Annotated in this window: 21 protein-coding genes; 12 read left to right on the top strand and 9 right to left on the bottom strand. The window is 64.5% G+C overall.

All coding sequences use genetic code 11. The features are described 5' to 3' along the window. Window positions 1-12: 12 nt before the first annotated feature. A complete protein-coding gene (locus ACNFIC_RS03825; RefSeq protein ID WP_138221802.1) occupies window positions 13-453 on the bottom strand; it encodes a winged helix-turn-helix transcriptional regulator in 441 nt (146 codons plus the stop codon). 101 nt (window positions 454-554) lie between these two features. On the opposite strand from ACNFIC_RS03825, the gene ACNFIC_RS03820 reads away from it, so the two are divergent. After that, window positions 555-1,769, top strand: coding sequence for an MFS transporter (locus tag ACNFIC_RS03820; protein ID WP_416779988.1), 1,215 nt, complete (start codon window positions 555-557; stop codon window positions 1,767-1,769). Here ACNFIC_RS03820 and ACNFIC_RS03815 read toward each other — a convergent pair. The 5 genes from ACNFIC_RS03815 to ACNFIC_RS03795 form a co-directional block, all read right to left on the bottom strand. Further along, window positions 1,757-2,440, bottom strand: a complete 684-nt coding sequence (locus ACNFIC_RS03815; protein ID WP_416779987.1) for an OmpW/AlkL family protein — start codon at window positions 2,438-2,440, stop codon at window positions 1,757-1,759. The two genes, ACNFIC_RS03820 and ACNFIC_RS03815, sit on opposite strands and share 13 nt — an antisense overlap. A gap of 108 nt (window positions 2,441-2,548) precedes the next feature. Beyond that, on the bottom strand, window positions 2,549-3,091 hold the full coding sequence (locus tag ACNFIC_RS03810) for a DUF3299 domain-containing protein (protein ID WP_138221805.1): 543 nt from the start codon (window positions 3,089-3,091) through the stop codon (window positions 2,549-2,551). Window positions 3,092-3,100: 9 nt separating this feature from the next. Continuing rightward, entirely contained in the window at window positions 3,101-4,366 is a 1,266-nt protein-coding gene (locus ACNFIC_RS03805; RefSeq protein ID WP_138221806.1) for an ABC transporter permease, read from the bottom strand. After that, the gene (locus ACNFIC_RS03800) at window positions 4,366-5,076 is read right to left on the bottom strand and encodes an ABC transporter ATP-binding protein (RefSeq protein ID WP_416779984.1); all 711 of its coding nucleotides are present in this window, start codon (window positions 5,074-5,076) and stop codon (window positions 4,366-4,368) included. Before ACNFIC_RS03800 ends, ACNFIC_RS03805 begins: the two co-directional genes overlap by 1 nt. Before the next feature lie 2 nt (window positions 5,077-5,078). Further along, window positions 5,079-5,645 (bottom strand): DUF2796 domain-containing protein, encoded by a 567-nt coding sequence (locus ACNFIC_RS03795; protein ID WP_416779982.1) that lies wholly within the window; start codon window positions 5,643-5,645, stop codon window positions 5,079-5,081. Between the two features lie 132 nt (window positions 5,646-5,777). Between ACNFIC_RS03795 and ACNFIC_RS03790 the strand changes: the two genes are divergently transcribed. The 3 genes from ACNFIC_RS03790 (at window position 5,778) to ACNFIC_RS03780 (ending at window position 7,722) form a co-directional block, all read left to right on the top strand. After that, complete coding sequence (locus ACNFIC_RS03790) at window positions 5,778-6,134, top strand: hypothetical protein (protein ID WP_138221809.1); 357 nt, start codon at window positions 5,778-5,780, stop codon at window positions 6,132-6,134. Between the two features lie 78 nt (window positions 6,135-6,212). Next, window positions 6,213-7,439 (top strand): hypothetical protein, encoded by a 1,227-nt coding sequence (locus ACNFIC_RS03785; protein ID WP_416779980.1) that lies wholly within the window; start codon window positions 6,213-6,215, stop codon window positions 7,437-7,439. A gap of 22 nt (window positions 7,440-7,461) precedes the next feature. Continuing rightward, a complete protein-coding gene (locus ACNFIC_RS03780; protein ID WP_416779978.1) occupies window positions 7,462-7,722 on the top strand; it encodes a hypothetical protein in 261 nt (86 codons plus the stop codon). A 50-nt stretch (window positions 7,723-7,772) separates the two neighbouring features. On the opposite strand, the gene trxA is transcribed toward ACNFIC_RS03780, so the two are convergent. The 3 genes from trxA to ACNFIC_RS03765 are packed head-to-tail and all read right to left on the bottom strand — an operon-like array spanning window position 7,773 to window position 9,789. Beyond that, complete coding sequence (gene trxA, locus ACNFIC_RS03775) at window positions 7,773-8,645, bottom strand: thioredoxin (protein ID WP_138221811.1); 873 nt, start codon at window positions 8,643-8,645, stop codon at window positions 7,773-7,775. Window positions 8,646-8,676: 31 nt separating this feature from the next. Continuing rightward, complete coding sequence (locus tag ACNFIC_RS03770) at window positions 8,677-9,336, bottom strand: class I SAM-dependent methyltransferase (protein WP_416779976.1); 660 nt, start codon at window positions 9,334-9,336, stop codon at window positions 8,677-8,679. After that, window positions 9,337-9,789: a YbaY family lipoprotein gene (locus tag ACNFIC_RS03765; protein ID WP_138221813.1), complete on the bottom strand. Its 453-nt coding sequence runs from the start codon at window positions 9,787-9,789 to the stop codon at window positions 9,337-9,339. It lies immediately after the preceding gene. Window positions 9,790-9,895: 106 nt separating this feature from the next. Here ACNFIC_RS03765 and nrdR point away from each other — a divergent pair, with 106 nt between their 5' ends. The 8 genes from nrdR to ACNFIC_RS03725 all read left to right on the top strand — a co-directional run bounded on the left by nrdR (window position 9,896) and on the right by ACNFIC_RS03725 (window position 15,848). After that, on the top strand, window positions 9,896-10,360 hold the full coding sequence (gene nrdR / locus ACNFIC_RS03760) for a transcriptional regulator NrdR (protein WP_016393425.1): 465 nt from the start codon (window positions 9,896-9,898) through the stop codon (window positions 10,358-10,360). 2 nt (window positions 10,361-10,362) lie between these two features. Then, on the top strand, window positions 10,363-11,493 hold the full coding sequence (ribD, locus tag ACNFIC_RS03755) for a bifunctional diaminohydroxyphosphoribosylaminopyrimidine deaminase/5-amino-6-(5-phosphoribosylamino)uracil reductase RibD (RefSeq protein ID WP_416779974.1): 1,131 nt from the start codon (window positions 10,363-10,365) through the stop codon (window positions 11,491-11,493). Between the two features lie 42 nt (window positions 11,494-11,535). Further along, complete coding sequence (locus tag ACNFIC_RS03750) at window positions 11,536-12,201, top strand: riboflavin synthase (protein ID WP_028690276.1); 666 nt, start codon at window positions 11,536-11,538, stop codon at window positions 12,199-12,201. Window positions 12,202-12,219: 18 nt separating this feature from the next. Then, window positions 12,220-13,311, top strand: coding sequence for a bifunctional 3,4-dihydroxy-2-butanone-4-phosphate synthase/GTP cyclohydrolase II (gene ribBA / locus ACNFIC_RS03745; RefSeq protein ID WP_138221815.1), 1,092 nt, complete (start codon window positions 12,220-12,222; stop codon window positions 13,309-13,311). 91 nt (window positions 13,312-13,402) lie between these two features. Next, window positions 13,403-13,879: a 6,7-dimethyl-8-ribityllumazine synthase gene (gene ribE, locus ACNFIC_RS03740; protein WP_138221816.1), complete on the top strand. Its 477-nt coding sequence runs from the start codon at window positions 13,403-13,405 to the stop codon at window positions 13,877-13,879. Further along, window positions 13,876-14,373 carry a transcription antitermination factor NusB gene (gene nusB / locus ACNFIC_RS03735; RefSeq protein ID WP_138221817.1) on the top strand — a complete coding sequence of 166 codons (498 nt, stop codon included), beginning with the start codon at window positions 13,876-13,878 and terminating at the stop codon, window positions 14,371-14,373. Before ribE ends, nusB begins: the two co-directional genes overlap by 4 nt. Before the next feature lie 18 nt (window positions 14,374-14,391). After that, window positions 14,392-15,348: a thiamine-phosphate kinase gene (thiL, locus tag ACNFIC_RS03730; protein ID WP_416779971.1), complete on the top strand. Its 957-nt coding sequence runs from the start codon at window positions 14,392-14,394 to the stop codon at window positions 15,346-15,348. Continuing rightward, window positions 15,345-15,848 carry a phosphatidylglycerophosphatase A gene (locus ACNFIC_RS03725; protein ID WP_138221819.1) on the top strand — a complete coding sequence of 168 codons (504 nt, stop codon included), beginning with the start codon at window positions 15,345-15,347 and terminating at the stop codon, window positions 15,846-15,848. Before thiL ends, ACNFIC_RS03725 begins: the two co-directional genes overlap by 4 nt. Window positions 15,849-15,852 lie beyond the last annotated feature (4 nt).

Raw genomic sequence — 15,852 nt, 5'->3', positions numbered from 1 at the left:
TCCTTGAGTCATTCACCCGTGCCGGACCACCCGCCGCTGGCACTGCTCTGGTGCCAGATCCCGGCCATCCTCAGCCCGTACCTGCATGACCTGTAACGACTGCCCCCGGTCATCCAGCAATTGCGAGCGAGGCTCGCCTGCCGCGAACAAATACCGCTCCCCCCACTGGCGCAGCCCGATCACCACAGGAAACAGTGCGCGGCCTTTGTCGGTCAGCACGTACTCCTTGTAGGCACTGCCATCGGATGCCGGCTGCTGGGCCAGCAGCTCGGCCTCCACCAGCAGCTTCAGGCGCGAGGCGAGAATGTTTTTCGCCAGCCCCAGGTTCTTCTGCCATTCGCTGAAGCGGCGCAAGCCATCGAAGGCATCGCGCAGGATCATCAATGCCCAGCGATCACCGATCACTTCAAGGGCGCGGGCCACAGGGCATCGCAGATTGTTGTCGTCGAGCATGGGCGGATCTCTAGCGGTAAGCTGGTTGCATATTAAAACTACATTTGCTAGAAGGCCAGCATGTGGTTTTAATTTGAAACCTGTTTTGCGAGGTGTTCCCAATGACTCCTTCAGCACAACTCGGCCGTGGGCTGACCCTGCTGCTGGCGGCGGCGTGCGCCGCGGCGGTGGCCACGGTGTACCTGTCTCAGCCGTTGCTCGACTCGATGGCCAGCAGCTTCGGCATCGAGGCTGCCTGGGCCGGGCAGGTCGTTGGGCTGACCCAGGCGGGTTACGCCGTGGGCCTGTTGTTTATCGTGCCGCTAGGCGACCTGATGGACCGGCGGCGGCTGATCCTCAGCCAACTGCTGGTTGCGGCCGGTGCCTTGTTGGTGGTCGCCGTGGCGCCCGGCTGGTCGATACTGCTGGCGGCCGTGGCGCTGGTCGGGTTGGCAGCCGTGGTGGTGCAGGTGATGGTCGCGCACGCCGCGACCTTGGCCGCACCCGCGCAGCAAGGCCAGGTGGTGGGCACGGTCACCAGTGGCGTGGTCCTGGGCATTCTGTCGGCGCGGCTGGTGTCGGGCTTGGTAGCGGACTGGCTGAGGTGGCGCGGGGTGTACTTCGGCGCCGCTGGGCTGGCGTTGATGATGGCGGGTCTGCTCGCCTGGCGTCTGCCGGGTGTGCAGCGGCACAAGCAATCGCCGGGCTATGGTGCCGTGCTCGGTTCGGTGATCAGCCTGTATCGGCATGACTCGCTGCTGCGCCAGCGTGGGATTTACGCCTTTTTGATCTTCGCGGCCTTCAGCGTGCTGTGGAGTGCCATGGTGCTACCGCTCAGCGCCGCGCCGATGGCGCTCGATCACGCGCAAGTCGGGCTGTTCGGCCTGGCCGGCATTGCGGGCGCACTGGCGGCCTCGCGGGCCGGACGCCTGGCGGACCAGGGGCATGCACAGCGCACCACTGGCCTGGCGTTGGGGTTGCTGACGCTGTCTTGGCTACCCACGCTGTTCGTGCAGCAGTCGCTGCTGGCCCTGGTGATCGGGGTGCTGATGCTGGACCTGGCCGTGCAAGCGGTGCATGTCACCAACCAGACGCTATTGCTGGCCGGGCGCAGCGCGATGGCTAGCCGGCTGATCGGCGCCTACATGTGCTGTTATTCGCTGGGCAGTGGATTGGGTGCGGTCGCGGCGACTTGGGTGTACGGGGTGTGGGGATGGGGCGCGGTGTGCGGCCTGGGGGCGGGAATCAGTGGTATGGCCTGGGGCTACTGGGGGTGGCTGCGTGCTCGGGGCAAGCCCGCTCCGTTGGGAGCGGGCGAGCAGGTTCAGAACTTGTAGCCGATACCGACCATGTAGACCCACGGATCGACATCCACGTCGACCTTGGTCTTGCCCACGCCCAGGGCGCTCGGGCCGTCGATGGTGGCCTTGGTGTCGATGTCGACGTACCACACGGCGGCGTTGACCAGCAGGTTGTCGGTGAGCATGTAGTCAATGCCCAGTTGCCCGGCGATGCCGACCGAGTCCTTGAGCTTTATGTTGCTGAAGCCTTGGGCCTTGCGGGCGCCGCTTAGTTCTTCATCGAAGAACATCGTGTAGTTGATACCGACGCCAGCGTAGGGCTGGAACTTAGAAGTCGGCGCCATTGGGTAGTACTGCAGCGACAGCGTCGGCGGCAGTTGCTTGATGTCGGCCAGCTTGCCGTCAAGCCCAGCGCCTAGGCCTTTGACGCCTACGGTGTGCTTGAACGGGGTGGCGGCCAGCAGTTCCAGGCCGATGTGGTCGGTGAGCATGTAGGCGAAGGCCAAGCCCAACTGGGTGTCGCTGTCCAGAGTTGCCTTGGTGCCGGCGGCCTTGGCGCCATCAAGCTTGATCTCGCCGCTGTCTTCGTTCGGCGCGGTGGTGATGGCGCCGGCGCGGAGGATGAAATCCCCCGCCTGGTGGGCGTGGGCGACAGGGGCTGCAAGCGCCAACGCGACGAGCGAGGCACCGAGCAAGGACTTGTTCATGGAAGCTCCCAGAGGACGTGAGTAATCGAGTGGTCCAATGGTACGAAGCCGTCTGAACGGAATGTTTGACCCAGCTCAACGAAGCGGTTCTATGCAGCGGACAAGCCCTTACTTCAGCTCATATGCGTAGATTTTTTCCGCCTCCATCTGGTAACCGGCATCGGCCAGTTCGCTGCTGGAGGATTTGACCTGCATCGTGCCCTCGATCCAGTAGGGCTGGTAGAGGTCCTCTACACGCACGCCCATCTCGCTGACGATGTGCACGATCTGGTTCGACGGGGGTGGCGGCACGTGAATGCAGGCGCCGTAGTAGGGCACCAGCAGGAACTCGGTGGTACGGCCTTCTTCGCTTACTTCCAGCGGCACGATGTAGCCGGGGATTTTCACCTGCTGGCCATCCAGCGCCTTCACCACCGGCGCGTCGGGCGCCTGCTGGCGAGCGGCCGGGGCGGACTCTGCCGAGAGCGCATCGCTGATCTGCGAAAGGTCGTGCAGTGGGGCGAGTTGCGGCGGGATCACCGGTGCGCCTTCGGGGATCAGGGCGGGCCAGTCCAGTTCGCGGGGCTCGGTGGCCCAGGCGGACAGCGGTAGCAGCAACATCAGCAGCAGGGCCCCTAGCCATTTGGCGTGGGCGCGAGCGTTCAGGGTCATCGCAGGTTCTCAGAGGTGAATCGACAGGCCATCGGCCAGCGACTGTCGATACGCGCGCCATGCCGGCACGCTGCCCATCAGCAGCGCCGCGCCAAGGATGATAGCCAGCAGCGTCCACTCGTGCGCACTCGGCCAGTCCAGCGGCAGGTAAAGGCCGTAGTTAGCCTGCACATAGCCTTGGGCCACGGCGATACCCGCATACAGCAGGCCCAGCCCGGCAACGATCCCGGCGCCCGCCAAGGCCAGCGCTTCGAGCACCAGCAGCCCGGCGATGTGCCAGGGCCGGGCACCCACCGAGCGCAGGATGGCCATTTCACGACGACGTTCGTTGAGGCTGGTGAGGATCGCGGTGAGCATGCCGATCAGGCCGGTCAGCACCACGAACAGCGACACCACGAACAACGCCTGTTCGGCGGTGCCCATCAGGCTCCACAGTTCCTGCAAGGCGACGCCGGGTAGGATCGCCAGCAGTGGCTCGCTGCGGTACTCGTTGATCTCGCGTTGCAGGCTGAAGGTGGCAATCTTGCTGTTCAGGCCCAGCATGAAGGCGGTGATGGCAGTGGGTTGCAGGTCCATGCTGCGCGCCTGCTCAGCGCTGATGCGCCCGGCACCGCGGGCCGGTACGCCGTTGTGCCAGTCGATGTGAATCGCTTCCATGCCGGCCAGGCTGATGTGCAAGGTGCGGTCTACCGGGGTGCCAGTGCGCTTGAGCACGCCGACCACGGTGAACGGCTTGTCGTCGTGCTTGACCAGGCTGATGGCCGCGACCCCGTGGGCGAGTACGAGTTTATCGCCAAGCCGGTAGTGCAGTGCCTCGGCTACCTCCGCGCCCAGTACCACCTCGAACGGGTCGTCGGCGAAGGGGCGGCCTTGGCTCAGTGCCAGGTGCTCGCGCCGGCCATACTGGTAGTGGTCGAAATAATCACCGGTGGTGCCCATCACCCGGTAGCCGCGGTGCGAGTCGCCCAGGGAAATCGGAATCGCCCATTTGACCCGTGGGTCCTTGGCGTAGTGTTGGTAGCTGTCCCAACGGATGTTGTTGGTGGCATTGCCGATGCGAAACACCGAGTACAACAACAGGTTCACCGAACCTGAGCGCGCGCCGACGATCAGGTCGGTGCCACTGATGGTGCTGGCGAAACTGGCGCGGGCCTCGGTACGCACGCGCTCGACGGCCAGCAGCAGGCACACCGACAAGGCAATGGCGAACGCCGTGAGCAGTGCGGTGAAGCGGCGATTGGCCAGGCTGGCCAGGGCAAGGCGGAGCAGGTACATCAGGCCTCCCGGGGCTTGGCGGCGCGGTTGAGGTCGGCCAGCGACAGGTGTCGGTCGAACAGCGGCGCCAGGCTCTGGTCGTGGCTGACGAACAGCAGGCTGGCGCCGGCCTCGCGGCATTCGTCGAAGAGCAGGCGAATGAATGCCTCGCGGGTGTCGGCATCCAGTGCCGAGGTTGGTTCGTCGGCGATCACCAGCTCTGGCTGGCCGATCAGCGCCCGTGCAGCAGCCACCCGTTGTTGCTGGCCGATCGACAGGCTGCCGGCACGCCGGGCCAGCAGTTCTGGCTCGTTCAGGCCCAGGTGGGCGAGCAACTGCACGGCGGCCTGGTCGATGCTGCCGTGGCGCTGGCTGGCGCGGGCGGCGCGGGTTTTCGAGAAGCGGCAGGGCAGCTCGACGTTCTCGCGTACCGATAGGAACGGCAGTAGGTTGAACTGCTGGAAGATATAGCCGGTGTGATCGACCCGGAAACGATCGCGCTCGCCTTGCCCCAGGCTGGCGAGGTCCTGGCCGAGCAGGCGGATGCTGCCTTGGCCTGGACGATTCACGCCGCCCAGCAGGCCTAGCAACGTGGTCTTGCCACTGCCGCTGGGGCCCTTGAGGAACAAGGCCTCGCCGGGCTCCAGGCGCAGTGCAGGGATATCCAGCAGCGGCGCCTGGCCGGGCCAGGCGAACACTAGGTCACGCAGGTCGATCAACGGCTGGCTCATGCTCAGAACGCAACCGCAGCCTTGGCGGGAGTGGCCTCGACGCCTTTCTGGCCGTTCGGGCCGATCAGTTGCACGTTGACCTTCTGGGTCTGCGCGAAGGTCTTGAACAGCGGCGCGAGGTCAAGCTGGGCGAGCTTGTCCGGGGATGCGCAGGTCAGCTGGTAGTGGGCGTTGACGTCGGCGTGCTGGTGGCCGTGCTCATGCGCGCCGCCATCGTGATCGTGGTCGGCATCGCCGAACAGTGGGCTTTCCAGCTCCTGTGCCTCTTCCTTGCAGCCTGCGGCCTGGGTCAAGGCGAAGAGTTTCAGGGGTTGTTCCAGCTGCTGGCGGGCGGCGGCAACCGTGGCTTTGTCGGCGTCGCTGTTGGCTGCATGCTCGAAGCCGACGATGTTCATCGCCGGGCTGTCCAGCTCAAGCTCCAGGGTGTTGCCATCAAGCACCACGTTGAGCTTGGCCACGCCGTGCTCGTGGGCGCCGAGGGTGCCATGCGCATGATCGTGGTCGTCGTGGGCATGGGCCGCGGCCAGCGGCAGCAGGGCGAAGGGCAGGGCGAGCAGCAGACGACGCATGTGAGGCTCCGAGGATGGGCTGGAAAGATTTTGCAATGTTATAACAAATTTTCTGCTGCCCGCCAGTCTGCCTGGCACAGGTTTCATGTTGCTGTAGCATTGCCACATTGACTTGGCTTCAAGGAAAGCATCGTGAGAATTCGTGGACAGATTGGCAACTGGCCGGTGGACTTGACTGTCGAGTTGGAGGCGCATGAGTGGGCTCAACTGGGGCGTCACGTGGAGGCCCCTAGGGATGTCGAGACGCAAGTGAGCCCCCAGGCTGCGCCGCGCCAGGACGATGGACTGTGGCTGGCGGCCTGCGATCTGTTGCGCCAGGCGGGCCAGCTCGATGGGCCGCAATTACTTGCGCGCCTGGAGGATCTTGCTGGCGGTGCTGTCGCAGGCAAGCGTCTGCTGGTGCGACTGCGTCACAGCCCGCAGGTTAGCGTTCAAAGCGCTACGGACGCACCGTTGTTTCGTTGGCTTGGGCCGGAGCAACCAGCCTGAACTGACATTTTTTGCCAGTTGCGGGCATTTGCTGGGTGGCCAAGAATCGCCTGGAAAACCAGCAAAAGTGGTGTGAACATGAACGAACACGACGCAAGCCGCGCTGGCGCAATCCATAGCGCACAACTTATGCATGGATGGCCATTTCTGGTGGCCTATGACAGGGCAACGCTAGATGCCTATTGGCGTGACTTCGCGCTCAAAGTGTCCAGGCAAGGCTTTGCGAACAGTTCGTTGGTGTTCGAGACGGCAACCTCATCGCTGAGTGGATTCTACGCCAGCAGTACCCTGGGTGACCTGCGTCTACAGCTTGACGTGGATGAAACGGCGCGCGCGAGTCTGGTGGTCAAGCGCAGGTTTCTCGACGCTGCGCATTTGCAGCTCAGTCGCTCAGTCGGAGCCGCGACACGCCTGATTACCGAAATTCGGCGTATCAATGAGGCGCAGGGGGTGGATCTGTGCCTGAAGATTCCCCTTGGCGAGAATGTGGGCCAGTATGACGGACAGCAGGTCGCGCTCAGTTGGGCAGGGTCTCCCTGCTTCTATCTAGAGGCCGCTGATGAAGGGTTGGACGATTCGCCGTTGAGCTTGTGCTACGCCCTGTATTTCAAGGGGCTGCCTAGGTCGGAGCAACAAATCGTACTAGCCGAATCCGTTTCGCAAGCGGGGAAGGTGCTTGAGCCGGTGCAGTTCGTGATGCGTCTGGCCAATGATCCGCGCCTCTTGGTCCTGCATCCTACGATTGCAGGCGAGACTGCTGGGTTGTTTCCTCCGGATTACGCTTTGGGCAACTACTTGAGCAATGGACAAACGGGAATTCTGCTCGACGGCTCGCGTTATCCGTTTGCCTCGTTGAATGAGTCGGATGTGCGTGAGTGCCCGAGCTTGTTCATGCCTGCGCTTGCTGTGCGAGGCTGTTCCTTGTCGAGCTCGGGAGGAGTGGTCGTCGGTAAATACGACTTGGAGGCCCCGCCAGCGGCACAATCGGCACCGATCAAAGGCCGCACCCTCGAGCCGTTGTTCAAAGTGCTGAACAGGGACCAAGGGGCGACTTTCCATCTTCTCCCCGCCAGCCCGGAGTCCGAGGTACCCGAGTGGTTAGATCGCGATGACGGCTTGATTGAGGCTGACGGCTGGCGGTGCCACTACCGGCCTCGGCAGGGCGCGGCTAGAGACCTAGGACAGGCGTCGCCGGGCGTCGGGCTAAAAAGGGCTGTGGGAGGTCTCGGAGGTCGACCATGTCGAGGCAGTTCTGGACGGGGAGCATTTCATCTCCTGGGTCGTTGTGCTGCATCAGCCGCCTAACGGCTACATTCGCTCTACCGGGATGAGCGATGGCAAGCCGGTGCTCAAATTGTGCTACGTGGATAAAAGCGGTGAAGAGCAGGAGGTGCCTCTGGACAATACCACCTGGGTCGCGCAGAACTGCGATGTATCGGATCTCGGCGTGATGACCCACTGGGGGAGTGAGCGGCTGTGCATCATCATGGCTTATCACGAAGAGGGGGATAATTTCATTTGGGCGATACTTATCGTTCCATATCCGCTTCTGGAGATGAGCGATGCCCTGAAACTGGGCATCGCCTGAGCCATTCTAGGAAACAATCCGCCAAGCCAGGCGGCGCGCCTGGCGGGGCCTCAATACATGGCGGCGAAGAGCTTGCGCCGGTAGAGGTTGACCAGCGGATGCTCTGTGCCTAGCAGTTCGAATACCTGCAATAGTGCCTTCTGCGGTAGACCATTCTCGTAGGCGCGATTGCGCTGGAACAGTTTCAGCAACCCTTCCAGCGCCGCTTCGTACTGTTGGCGCGCCAACTGCTGGATGCACAACTGGTAGGCGGCCTCATCGTCCTGCGGGTTCTGCGCCAGGCGGCTCTTCAGGTCGGCGGCTTCGGGCAGGCTGGCGGCCTGGCGCAGGAAGGTCAGCTGCGCCTTGGCGCCGGCCAGTGCAGCCTTGTGCTCGTCGGTCTTGACCGCATCCAGCACCACTTGCGCTTCACCCAGCTCACCGCGCTCAGCCAGGCAGCGGGCGTACAGGATCAACGCCTCGGCGTTGCTGTTGTCTTCGCCCAGCAGCGTTTGCAGCAGCGCTTCGGCTTCACTGAAGCGGCTATCGGCGAACAGGGTCTTGGCCTGCTCCAGCGGCGCTGCTGTAGGCGGCGCGGGCATCTGCACATGCGGCTCGAGCATGGCGCGAATGGCTGACTCGGGCTGGGCTCCGGCAAACCCATCCACTGGTTGGCCGTCCTTGAACAACACCACCGTTGGTAGGCTGCGGATCCCGAATTGGGCGACCACCTGTTGCTCGACGTCACAGTTGATCTTGGCCAGCAGCAGCTCACCCTGGTAACCCTCGGCGATTTTCGCCAGCAGTGGCATCAACGCTTTGCACGGTGCGCACCACTCGGCCCAGAAGTCGACCAGAACGGGTTTGTGGAAGGAATTTTCGATGACCAGTTGCTGGAAGGTGGCATCGGTGGCATCGAAGATGTACGGCGTTTCCTGACTCATCGCAACTCTCGCAAATCCGTGAATGACACCACTATAAAGGCTCACGACTGGCGCGGTACAGGCTGACCCGGCGGAATTCGTGGGGCTCGGCCAGGTCTGGCAGGGTCAGCGCGTCCAGGACGCCCAGCGGGCGGTAGAGCGGGTGGCTGAAGTCGCGCACCCGCGAGTCGGCCACTAGCGCCTGGCGACCACGGCTGAGGAACTGGTCGAGCAACGGCAGGTTGGCGCGGTCGTAAAGCACGTCGGCCACCAGGATCAGGTCGAAGCGGTCGGCCTCGGCGAAAAAATCGTTGCTGTAGTTCAGTTGCACCTCGTTCAGCGCGGCGTTGGCGCGACAGGCATCCAATGCCAGCGGGTCTAGGTCGCAGGCCACCACCTCAATCGCCCCAGCCCTAGCGGCGGCGATGCCGGCGATACCTGAGCCTGCGCCGAAATCCAGCACGCGTTTGCCGCGCACCCAGTCAGGGTACTGCGCCAGGTAACGCGCCATGGCCAGTCCGCTGGCCCAGCAGAAACTCCAGTAGGGCGGTTCTTCGAGGATGCGCTGGGTTTCTTCGCGGCTGAAGGCACGGTCCATGTTCTGTGCATCGATCAGCCAGAGCTTCAGCGCGCACCCCGGCAGTTCGCTGACGGTCAGCCGCGCTTCACCAATCAGGCCGCTGAGGGCCTGTTGCAGGGCGTGCGTCGGCATTTACGGGGCCTTTTCGAAGCGCAGGGGACCGGTGGCCTGGGTTTGTGCCTGGATGATGCGTTGTGGTGGCAGGTGCAGGATCAGTTGCCCGGACTGGCTGGCGCGGCCGCGCAGTTCGACGCGTGCCCCGGCCGGGAAAGCCTCGGGGTTGAAGCGCAGTTGATAGGGCAGGGCCTGGCCGGTGCCGGTCAGGGTCCTGCTGGCGAGCAACTGTTGCGGGCGGCCGCGTTCGTCGATCACCAACAGTGCAAGCTCCACGAAGGCGCCGGCCGGGATTTCCAGCAGTGTACCGCTGAGCTCACGCTGATAGGCAGGCAAGGGGCCGAGCGGTTCGGCCTTTTTGGCGACGTTGGGCGGCAACGGCGCCGGGGCTGGCGCAGGTTTAGGCCGGTCGCTGCCGCAGGCGGCGAGCAGGGCGGCGCAGCACAGCACCAGGAGCGCTCGATGAAGCATGGGATGGTCCTTCGCGGGCAGATTTCCCATGGATGTTAACCCCTTTGGCTTGTCTTGCCAGTGCAATGCGCTACCATGGCCCTCCCTTTTTTTGTTGCCTGCCACCATGCACTGTCCGTTTTGCGGTGCCAACGACACCAAGGTCATCGACTCGCGTCTGGTCGCCGAGGGCGAACAGGTGCGCCGTCGGCGCGAATGCGTCGCCTGCGGCGAGCGTTTCACCACCTTCGAAACCGCCGAGCTGGTGCTGCCCCGCCTGATCAAGCAGGACGGCACACGCCAACCGTTCGACGAAGACAAACTGCGTGCTGGCATGCAGCGTGCGCTGGAAAAGCGCCCGGTCAGTGTGGAGCGGTTGGAGGCGGCGCTGGCGCATATCAAAAGCCGCCTGCGCGCCACCGGGGAGCGCGAGGTGAAGTCGCTGGTGGTGGGTGAGCTGGTCATGGCCGAGCTGCGCAAGCTCGATGAAGTCGCCTACATCCGTTTCGCCTCGGTGTACCGGCGCTTCCAGGACCTCGACGAGTTCCGCGAAGAAATCGACCGCCTGGCTCGCGAGCCAGCCAAAGAGTAAGCATGTCCAGCCAAGCCGCCATTCTCGATGCCCACTACATGGCCCGGGCCGTGGAACTGGCCCGCAAGGGCCTCTACACCACCCACCCCAATCCGCGCGTAGGCTGCGTGATCGTGCGTGATGGCGAGGTGGTCGGCGAGGGCTGGCACGTGCGCGCGGGCGAACCGCACGCCGAAGTCCACGCCCTGCGCCAGGCCGGCGAGCGGGCCCGAGGTGCTTGCGCCTACGTCACCCTGGAGCCTTGCAGCCACCATGGGCGCACGCCACCGTGCGCCGAGGCGCTGGTCAAGGCCGGCGTGGCACGCGTGGTGGCGGCCATGCAGGACCCCAACCCGCAAGTGGCGGGCAATGGCCTGCGGCGTTTGCAGGAAGCCGGCATCGAAGTGCTCAGCGGCGTGCTCGAAGCCGAGGCGCGGGCGCTGAACCCTGGATTCTTGAAACGCATGGAGCAGGGCACGCCGTTCGTGCGCGCCAAGCTGGCTATGAGCCTGGACGGGCGCACTGCCATGGCCAGCGGCGAAAGCCAGTGGATCACCGGGCCCGCTGCCCGCTCGGCGGTGCAGCGCCTGCGCGCCCGTTCCAGCGTGGTGCTCACCAGCGCCGCCAGCGTGCTGCAGGACAACGCGCGCATGACCGTGCGCGGCAGCGAGCTGGGTCTGGATGCCGAAACCACCGCCCTGGCCCTGTCACGTCCACCGCTGCGGGTGCTGATCGACGGGCGCCTGCGCCTGCCGCTGGAGGCGCCATTCTTCCAGGCTGGCCCCGCGCTGGTGGTGACCGCCGCCGCTGAGAATGCGCGCTACGCTGCTGCCGGTCACGAGCTGTTGCGCCTGCCCGGCAGCGCCGGCCAGGTCGACCTGCCCGCGCTGTTGCGTGTGCTGGCCGAGCGTGGCGTCAATGAAATCCTGCTAGAAGCCGGCGCGGGTCTGGTGGGGGCTTTTGCCCGCCTTGGCCTGATCGACGAGTTTCAGCTGTTCGTCGCCGGCACCTTCCTCGGCAGCCACGCCCGTCCGTTGCTGGATTGGCCGCTGGCGAAGATGAGCGAGGCGCCGCGACTGAAGATCACCGAAATGCGCGCAGTCGGCGATGACTGGCGAGTCACTGCCATCCCCCTGCCGGCGCCCGGCGTATAATGCCCGGCTTGCCCCGCGCAGCCCGTACTTGAGGAGAACAGCATGTTCACCGGCATCATCGAATCCATCGGCACCATCCGCAGCCTCACCCCCAAGGGCGGTGACGTGCGCGTCTACGTCGAAACCGGCAAGCTCGATCTGGGCGACGTCAAGCTCGGCGACAGCATCGCCGTCAATGGTGTGTGCCTGACGGCCGTCGAGCTGCCCGGCGACGGTTTCTGGGCCGACGTCAGCGTCGAAACGCTCAAGCGTACCGCCATGGTCGACCTCAAGAGCGGCAGCCGGGTCAACCTGGAAAAAGCCCTCACCCCGACCACCCGCTTGGGTGGTCACCTGGTCAGTGGTCATGTCGACGGCGTTGGCGAGATCGTCTCGCGCGCCGATAACGCTCGCGCCATCCAGTTCCGCGTGCGCGCCCCGAAAGAGCTGGCCAAGTACATCGCCCACAAGGGCTCGATCACCGTCGACGGCACCAGCCTGACGGTCAATGAGGTCGATGGCGCCGAGTTCGAGCTGACCATCGTCCCACACACCCTGTCCGAAACCATCATGGCCGACTACCGCGCAGGGCGTCGGGTCAACCTTGAGGTCGACCTGCTGGCCCGTTACCTGGAGCGTCTGCTGCTGGGCGACAAGGCTGCCGAACCGAGCAAGGGCAGTGGCATCACCGAAAGCTTCCTGGCCGCCAACGGCTTCTTGAAATCCTGATTGAGAAGGGGGTGCCGCGTGGCGCTCAACAGCATCGAAGAACTGGTCGAAGACATCCGCCAGGGCAAAATGGTCATCCTGATGGATGACGAAGACCGCGAGAACGAAGGCGACATCATCATGGCGGCCGAGTGCTGCCAGCCCGAGCACATCAACTTCATGGCCAAGCACGCCCGTGGCCTGATCTGCATGCCGATGACCCGCGAGCGCTGCGAAACGCTCAAGTTGCCGCTGATGGCGCCGCGTAACGGTTCGGGCTTCGGCACCAAGTTCACCGTGTCGATCGAAGCCGCCGAAGGCGTGACCACCGGTATTTCCGCCGCCGACCGCGCACGCACCGTGCAAGCGGCGGCGGCCAAGGACGCCAAGGCAGACGACATCGTCAGCCCTGGCCACATCTTCCCGCTGATGGCCCAGCCCGGTGGGACCCTGGCGCGTGCCGGTCACACCGAGGCGGCCTGCGACCTGGCGCGCATGGCCGGTTTCGAGCCCAGCGGTGTGATCTGCGAAGTGATGAACGACGACGGCACCATGTCGCGCCGCGCCGAGCTGGAAGTGTTCGCCGCCGAACACGGCTTGAAGATCGGCACCATCGCCGACCTGATCCACTACCGCATGATCCATGAGCGCACCGTACAGCGCGTCTCCGAGCAGCCGATCGAGAGCGAACTGGGCGAGTTCAACCTGGTCACCTACCGCGATGCCGTGGAAGGCGACGTGCACATGGCCCTCACGCTCGGCAATATCTGCGCCGAAGAGCCTACGCTGGTGCGCGTGCACAACATGGACCCGTTGCGCGACCTGCTGCTGGTCAAGCAACCGGGGCGCTGGAGCCTGCGTGCGGCTATGGCCGCGGTGGCCGAGGCGGGCAGTGGCGTGGTGCTGCTGCTGGGTCACCCGTTGGACGGCGACGTGCTGCTGGCACACATTCGTGAAAGCGCGGGCGATGCACCGGCTAAGACACCGACCACCTACAGCACCGTCGGCGCCGGTTCGCAGATCCTGCGCGACCTCGGCGTGCGCAAAATGCGCCTGATGAGTTCGCCGATGAAGTTCAATGCGATATCCGGATTCGATCTGGAAGTTGTAGAATACGTGCCCTCCGAGTGACTTGAGGCGGCAGTGACGCCCTTCACGCTCGAGTCCAAACCCTCCCGAGGCCGCCACGCGCGGCCTCGCTCTTGAAGATGAGAACATCGGAATGACCCTGAAGACCATCGAAGGTACCTTCATCGCCCCCAAAGGTCGCTATGCTTTGGTGGTTGGCCGCTTCAACAGCTTCGTCGTCGAAAGCCTGGTCAGCGGCGCCGTCGACACCCTGGTGCGCCACGGTGTCAACGAAAGCGAGATCACCATCATCCGTGCGCCGGGGGCTTTCGAGATCCCGCTGGTTGCACAGAAAGTCGCCCAACAGGGTGAATACGACGCGATCATCGCCCTGGGTGCAGTGATCCGTGGCGGTACCCCGCACTTCGAATACGTCGCGGGTGAATGCACCAAGGGCCTGGCCCAGGTGTCCATGGAGTTCGGTGTACCGGTGGCCTTCGGCGTCCTGACCGTCGACTCCATCGAGCAAGCCATCGAGCGTTCCGGCACCAAGGCTGGCAACAAAGGCGGCGAAGCAGCCCTGTCCGCCCTGGAAATGGTCAGCCTGCTGGCGCAGTTGGAGGCCAAGTGATTAGCGACGAAAGCGATCGTTTCAACCCGCGCGAGCGCGCAGCGGATGCCGGCAAGCCCTCCAAGAGCGCCAAGCGTCGCGAAGCCCGCAAGCTCGCCACGCAGGCCCTGTACCAGTGGCACATGGCACAGCATTCGCTGAATGAGGTCGAGGCGCAGTTCCGGGTCGATAACGATTTCACCGATGTCGACGGTGCCTATTTCCGCGAGATCCTGCATGGGGTTCCGGTGAAGAAGGGCGAAATCGACGAGGCCCTCAAGCCTTGCCTGGATACCCCGATCGAAGAACTCGACCCGGTCGAATTGGCCGTGCTGCGTCTGTCGGCCTGGGAGCTGATGATGCGCGCCGATGTGCCATACCGCGTGGTGATCAACGAAGGCGTTGAACTGGCGAAAGTCTTCGGCGCTACCGACGGCCACAAGTTCGTCAACGGTGTACTGGACAAGCTGGCCCCGCGTCTGCGCGAGGCGGAAGTCAAGGCGAACAAGCGCTGATCCCGGCGCTGACCAGGCATGGGTGAGTTCGAGCTGATCAGCCATTACTTCGCCGCTGCGCCCTGTGCGCAAGGCGGCGAGGGCGTGGCCTTGGGTATCGGCGACGACTGCGCCCTGCTGGACCTGCCAGCCGGCGAGCAGTTGGCGATCTCCACCGACACCCTCGTGGCCGGTGTACATTTCCCCGCGATCTGCGATCCCCTTCTACTCGGCCAGCGCGCCCTGGCCGTGGCGGTGAGTGACTTGGCAGCGATGGGCGCCACGCCCATCGGCTTCACGCTTGCCCTCACGCTGCCCGATGTCGGTCGCGACTGGCTCGCCGGCTTTGCCGATGGACTGGGGCGCATGGCCGGGCGCTGTGCGATCAGCCTGATTGGCGGTGACACTACCCGTGGCCCGCTGAGTATTACGCTCACCGTGTTTGGCCGCGTACCGCTAGGCCAGGCCTTGCGCCGTAGCAGCGCAAGGCCTGGAGACCTACTGTGCGTGGGCGGCTCGCTGGGCAATGCGGCAGGCGCATTACCGTTGGTGCTCGGCGAGCGCCAGGCGCCTGCGCATGTCGGTGAGCCCCTGCTCGAACACTACTGGGCACCGTTGCCGCAGTTGCGCCTGGGCGAGTTGCTGCGCGGGCGGGCCACGGCGGCGCTGGATATCTCCGACGGCTTGCTGGCCGACTGCGGGCACATCGCCAAGGCTTCTGGCGTCGCGCTGGCGGTCGATCTGGCGCAGGTGCCTGTGTCCGACGCGCTGGTGGCTTTGCTGGGGCGCGAAGCGGCGCTGCGCGCGGCGCTCACCGGTGGCGACGACTACATCCTGGCGTTCACCGCGCCAGCCGCCGCAGTGTCTTCGTTGACGGAGACGGTGCACGTTATCGGCCGTGTGCTGGAGGGCCAGGGCGTGACCCTGCGCGATCAGCAGGGCCGCGACATCACCCCCGATCAGCGGGGCTATCAACATTTCAGGGAGACACCGTGACCGACCACCCCAACCAGGTGCCTGCGGAGTTCGTTCCGCCCTCGGTGTGGCGCAATCCGTGGCATTTCCTGGCTTTCGGCTTCGGCTCTGGCACCTTGCCCAAGGCCCCCGGTACCTGGGGCTCGCTGGTGGCCGTACCGTTCATCCCGTTGTGGCAGATGCTGCCCGATTGGGGCTACTGGCTGCTGCTGGGTATCACCATGCTGTTTGGCGTCTGGCTGTGCGGCAAAGTGGCCAACGACTTGCGCGTGCACGATCATGAAGGCATTGTCTGGGACGAGATGGTCGGCATGTGGATCACCCTCTGGCTCGTGCCGGAAGGGTGGCAGTGGCTATTGGCGGGCTTCCTGATGTTCCGCTTCTTCGACATCCTCAAGCCCTGGCCGATTCGCTGGATCGATCGCCATGTGCATGGCGGCTTCGGGATCATGCTCGACGATATCCTGGCCGGCGTGTTCGCCTGGCTGGGCATGCAGGTGCTGGTATGGGCGGTGGCCTGAACAG

Source organism: Pseudomonas sp. NY15463, assembly GCF_048068415.1.
In the GTDB taxonomy this organism is placed as follows: domain Bacteria; phylum Pseudomonadota; class Gammaproteobacteria; order Pseudomonadales; family Pseudomonadaceae; genus Aquipseudomonas; species Aquipseudomonas mosselii_C.
The sequence above is the reverse complement of the archived record's forward strand: the minus strand, read 5'-3'. Positions and strand labels throughout refer to the sequence as shown.

Bases quoted from the DNA above. Each gene is read 5' to 3' on its own strand.
- ACNFIC_RS03825 (WP_138221802.1), bottom strand. From the start codon at position 453: ATGCTCGACGACAACAATCTGCGATGCCCTGTGGCCCGCGCCCTTGAA.
- ACNFIC_RS03820 (WP_416779988.1), top strand. From the start codon at position 555: ATGACTCCTTCAGCACAACTCGGCCGTGGGCTGACCCTGCTGCTGGCG.
- ACNFIC_RS03815 (WP_416779987.1), bottom strand. From the start codon at position 2,440: ATGAACAAGTCCTTGCTCGGTGCCTCGCTCGTCGCGTTGGCGCTTGCA.
- ACNFIC_RS03810 (WP_138221805.1), bottom strand. From the start codon at position 3,091: ATGACCCTGAACGCTCGCGCCCACGCCAAATGGCTAGGGGCCCTGCTG.
- ACNFIC_RS03805 (WP_138221806.1), bottom strand. From the start codon at position 4,366: ATGTACCTGCTCCGCCTTGCCCTGGCCAGCCTGGCCAATCGCCGCTTC.
- ACNFIC_RS03800 (WP_416779984.1), bottom strand. From the start codon at position 5,076: ATGAGCCAGCCGTTGATCGACCTGCGTGACCTAGTGTTCGCCTGGCCC.
- ACNFIC_RS03795 (WP_416779982.1), bottom strand. From the start codon at position 5,645: ATGCGTCGTCTGCTGCTCGCCCTGCCCTTCGCCCTGCTGCCGCTGGCC.
- ACNFIC_RS03785 (WP_416779980.1), top strand. From the start codon at position 6,213: ATGAACGAACACGACGCAAGCCGCGCTGGCGCAATCCATAGCGCACAA.
- ACNFIC_RS03780 (WP_416779978.1), top strand. From the start codon at position 7,462: ATGAGCGATGGCAAGCCGGTGCTCAAATTGTGCTACGTGGATAAAAGC.
- trxA (WP_138221811.1), bottom strand. From the start codon at position 8,645: ATGAGTCAGGAAACGCCGTACATCTTCGATGCCACCGATGCCACCTTC.
- ACNFIC_RS03770 (WP_416779976.1), bottom strand. From the start codon at position 9,336: ATGCCGACGCACGCCCTGCAACAGGCCCTCAGCGGCCTGATTGGTGAA.
- ACNFIC_RS03765 (WP_138221813.1), bottom strand. From the start codon at position 9,789: ATGCTTCATCGAGCGCTCCTGGTGCTGTGCTGCGCCGCCCTGCTCGCC.
- nrdR (WP_016393425.1), top strand. From the start codon at position 9,896: ATGCACTGTCCGTTTTGCGGTGCCAACGACACCAAGGTCATCGACTCG.
- ribD (WP_416779974.1), top strand. From the start codon at position 10,363: ATGTCCAGCCAAGCCGCCATTCTCGATGCCCACTACATGGCCCGGGCC.
- ACNFIC_RS03750 (WP_028690276.1), top strand. From the start codon at position 11,536: ATGTTCACCGGCATCATCGAATCCATCGGCACCATCCGCAGCCTCACC.
- ribE (WP_138221816.1), top strand. From the start codon at position 13,403: ATGACCCTGAAGACCATCGAAGGTACCTTCATCGCCCCCAAAGGTCGC.
- thiL (WP_416779971.1), top strand. From the start codon at position 14,392: ATGGGTGAGTTCGAGCTGATCAGCCATTACTTCGCCGCTGCGCCCTGT.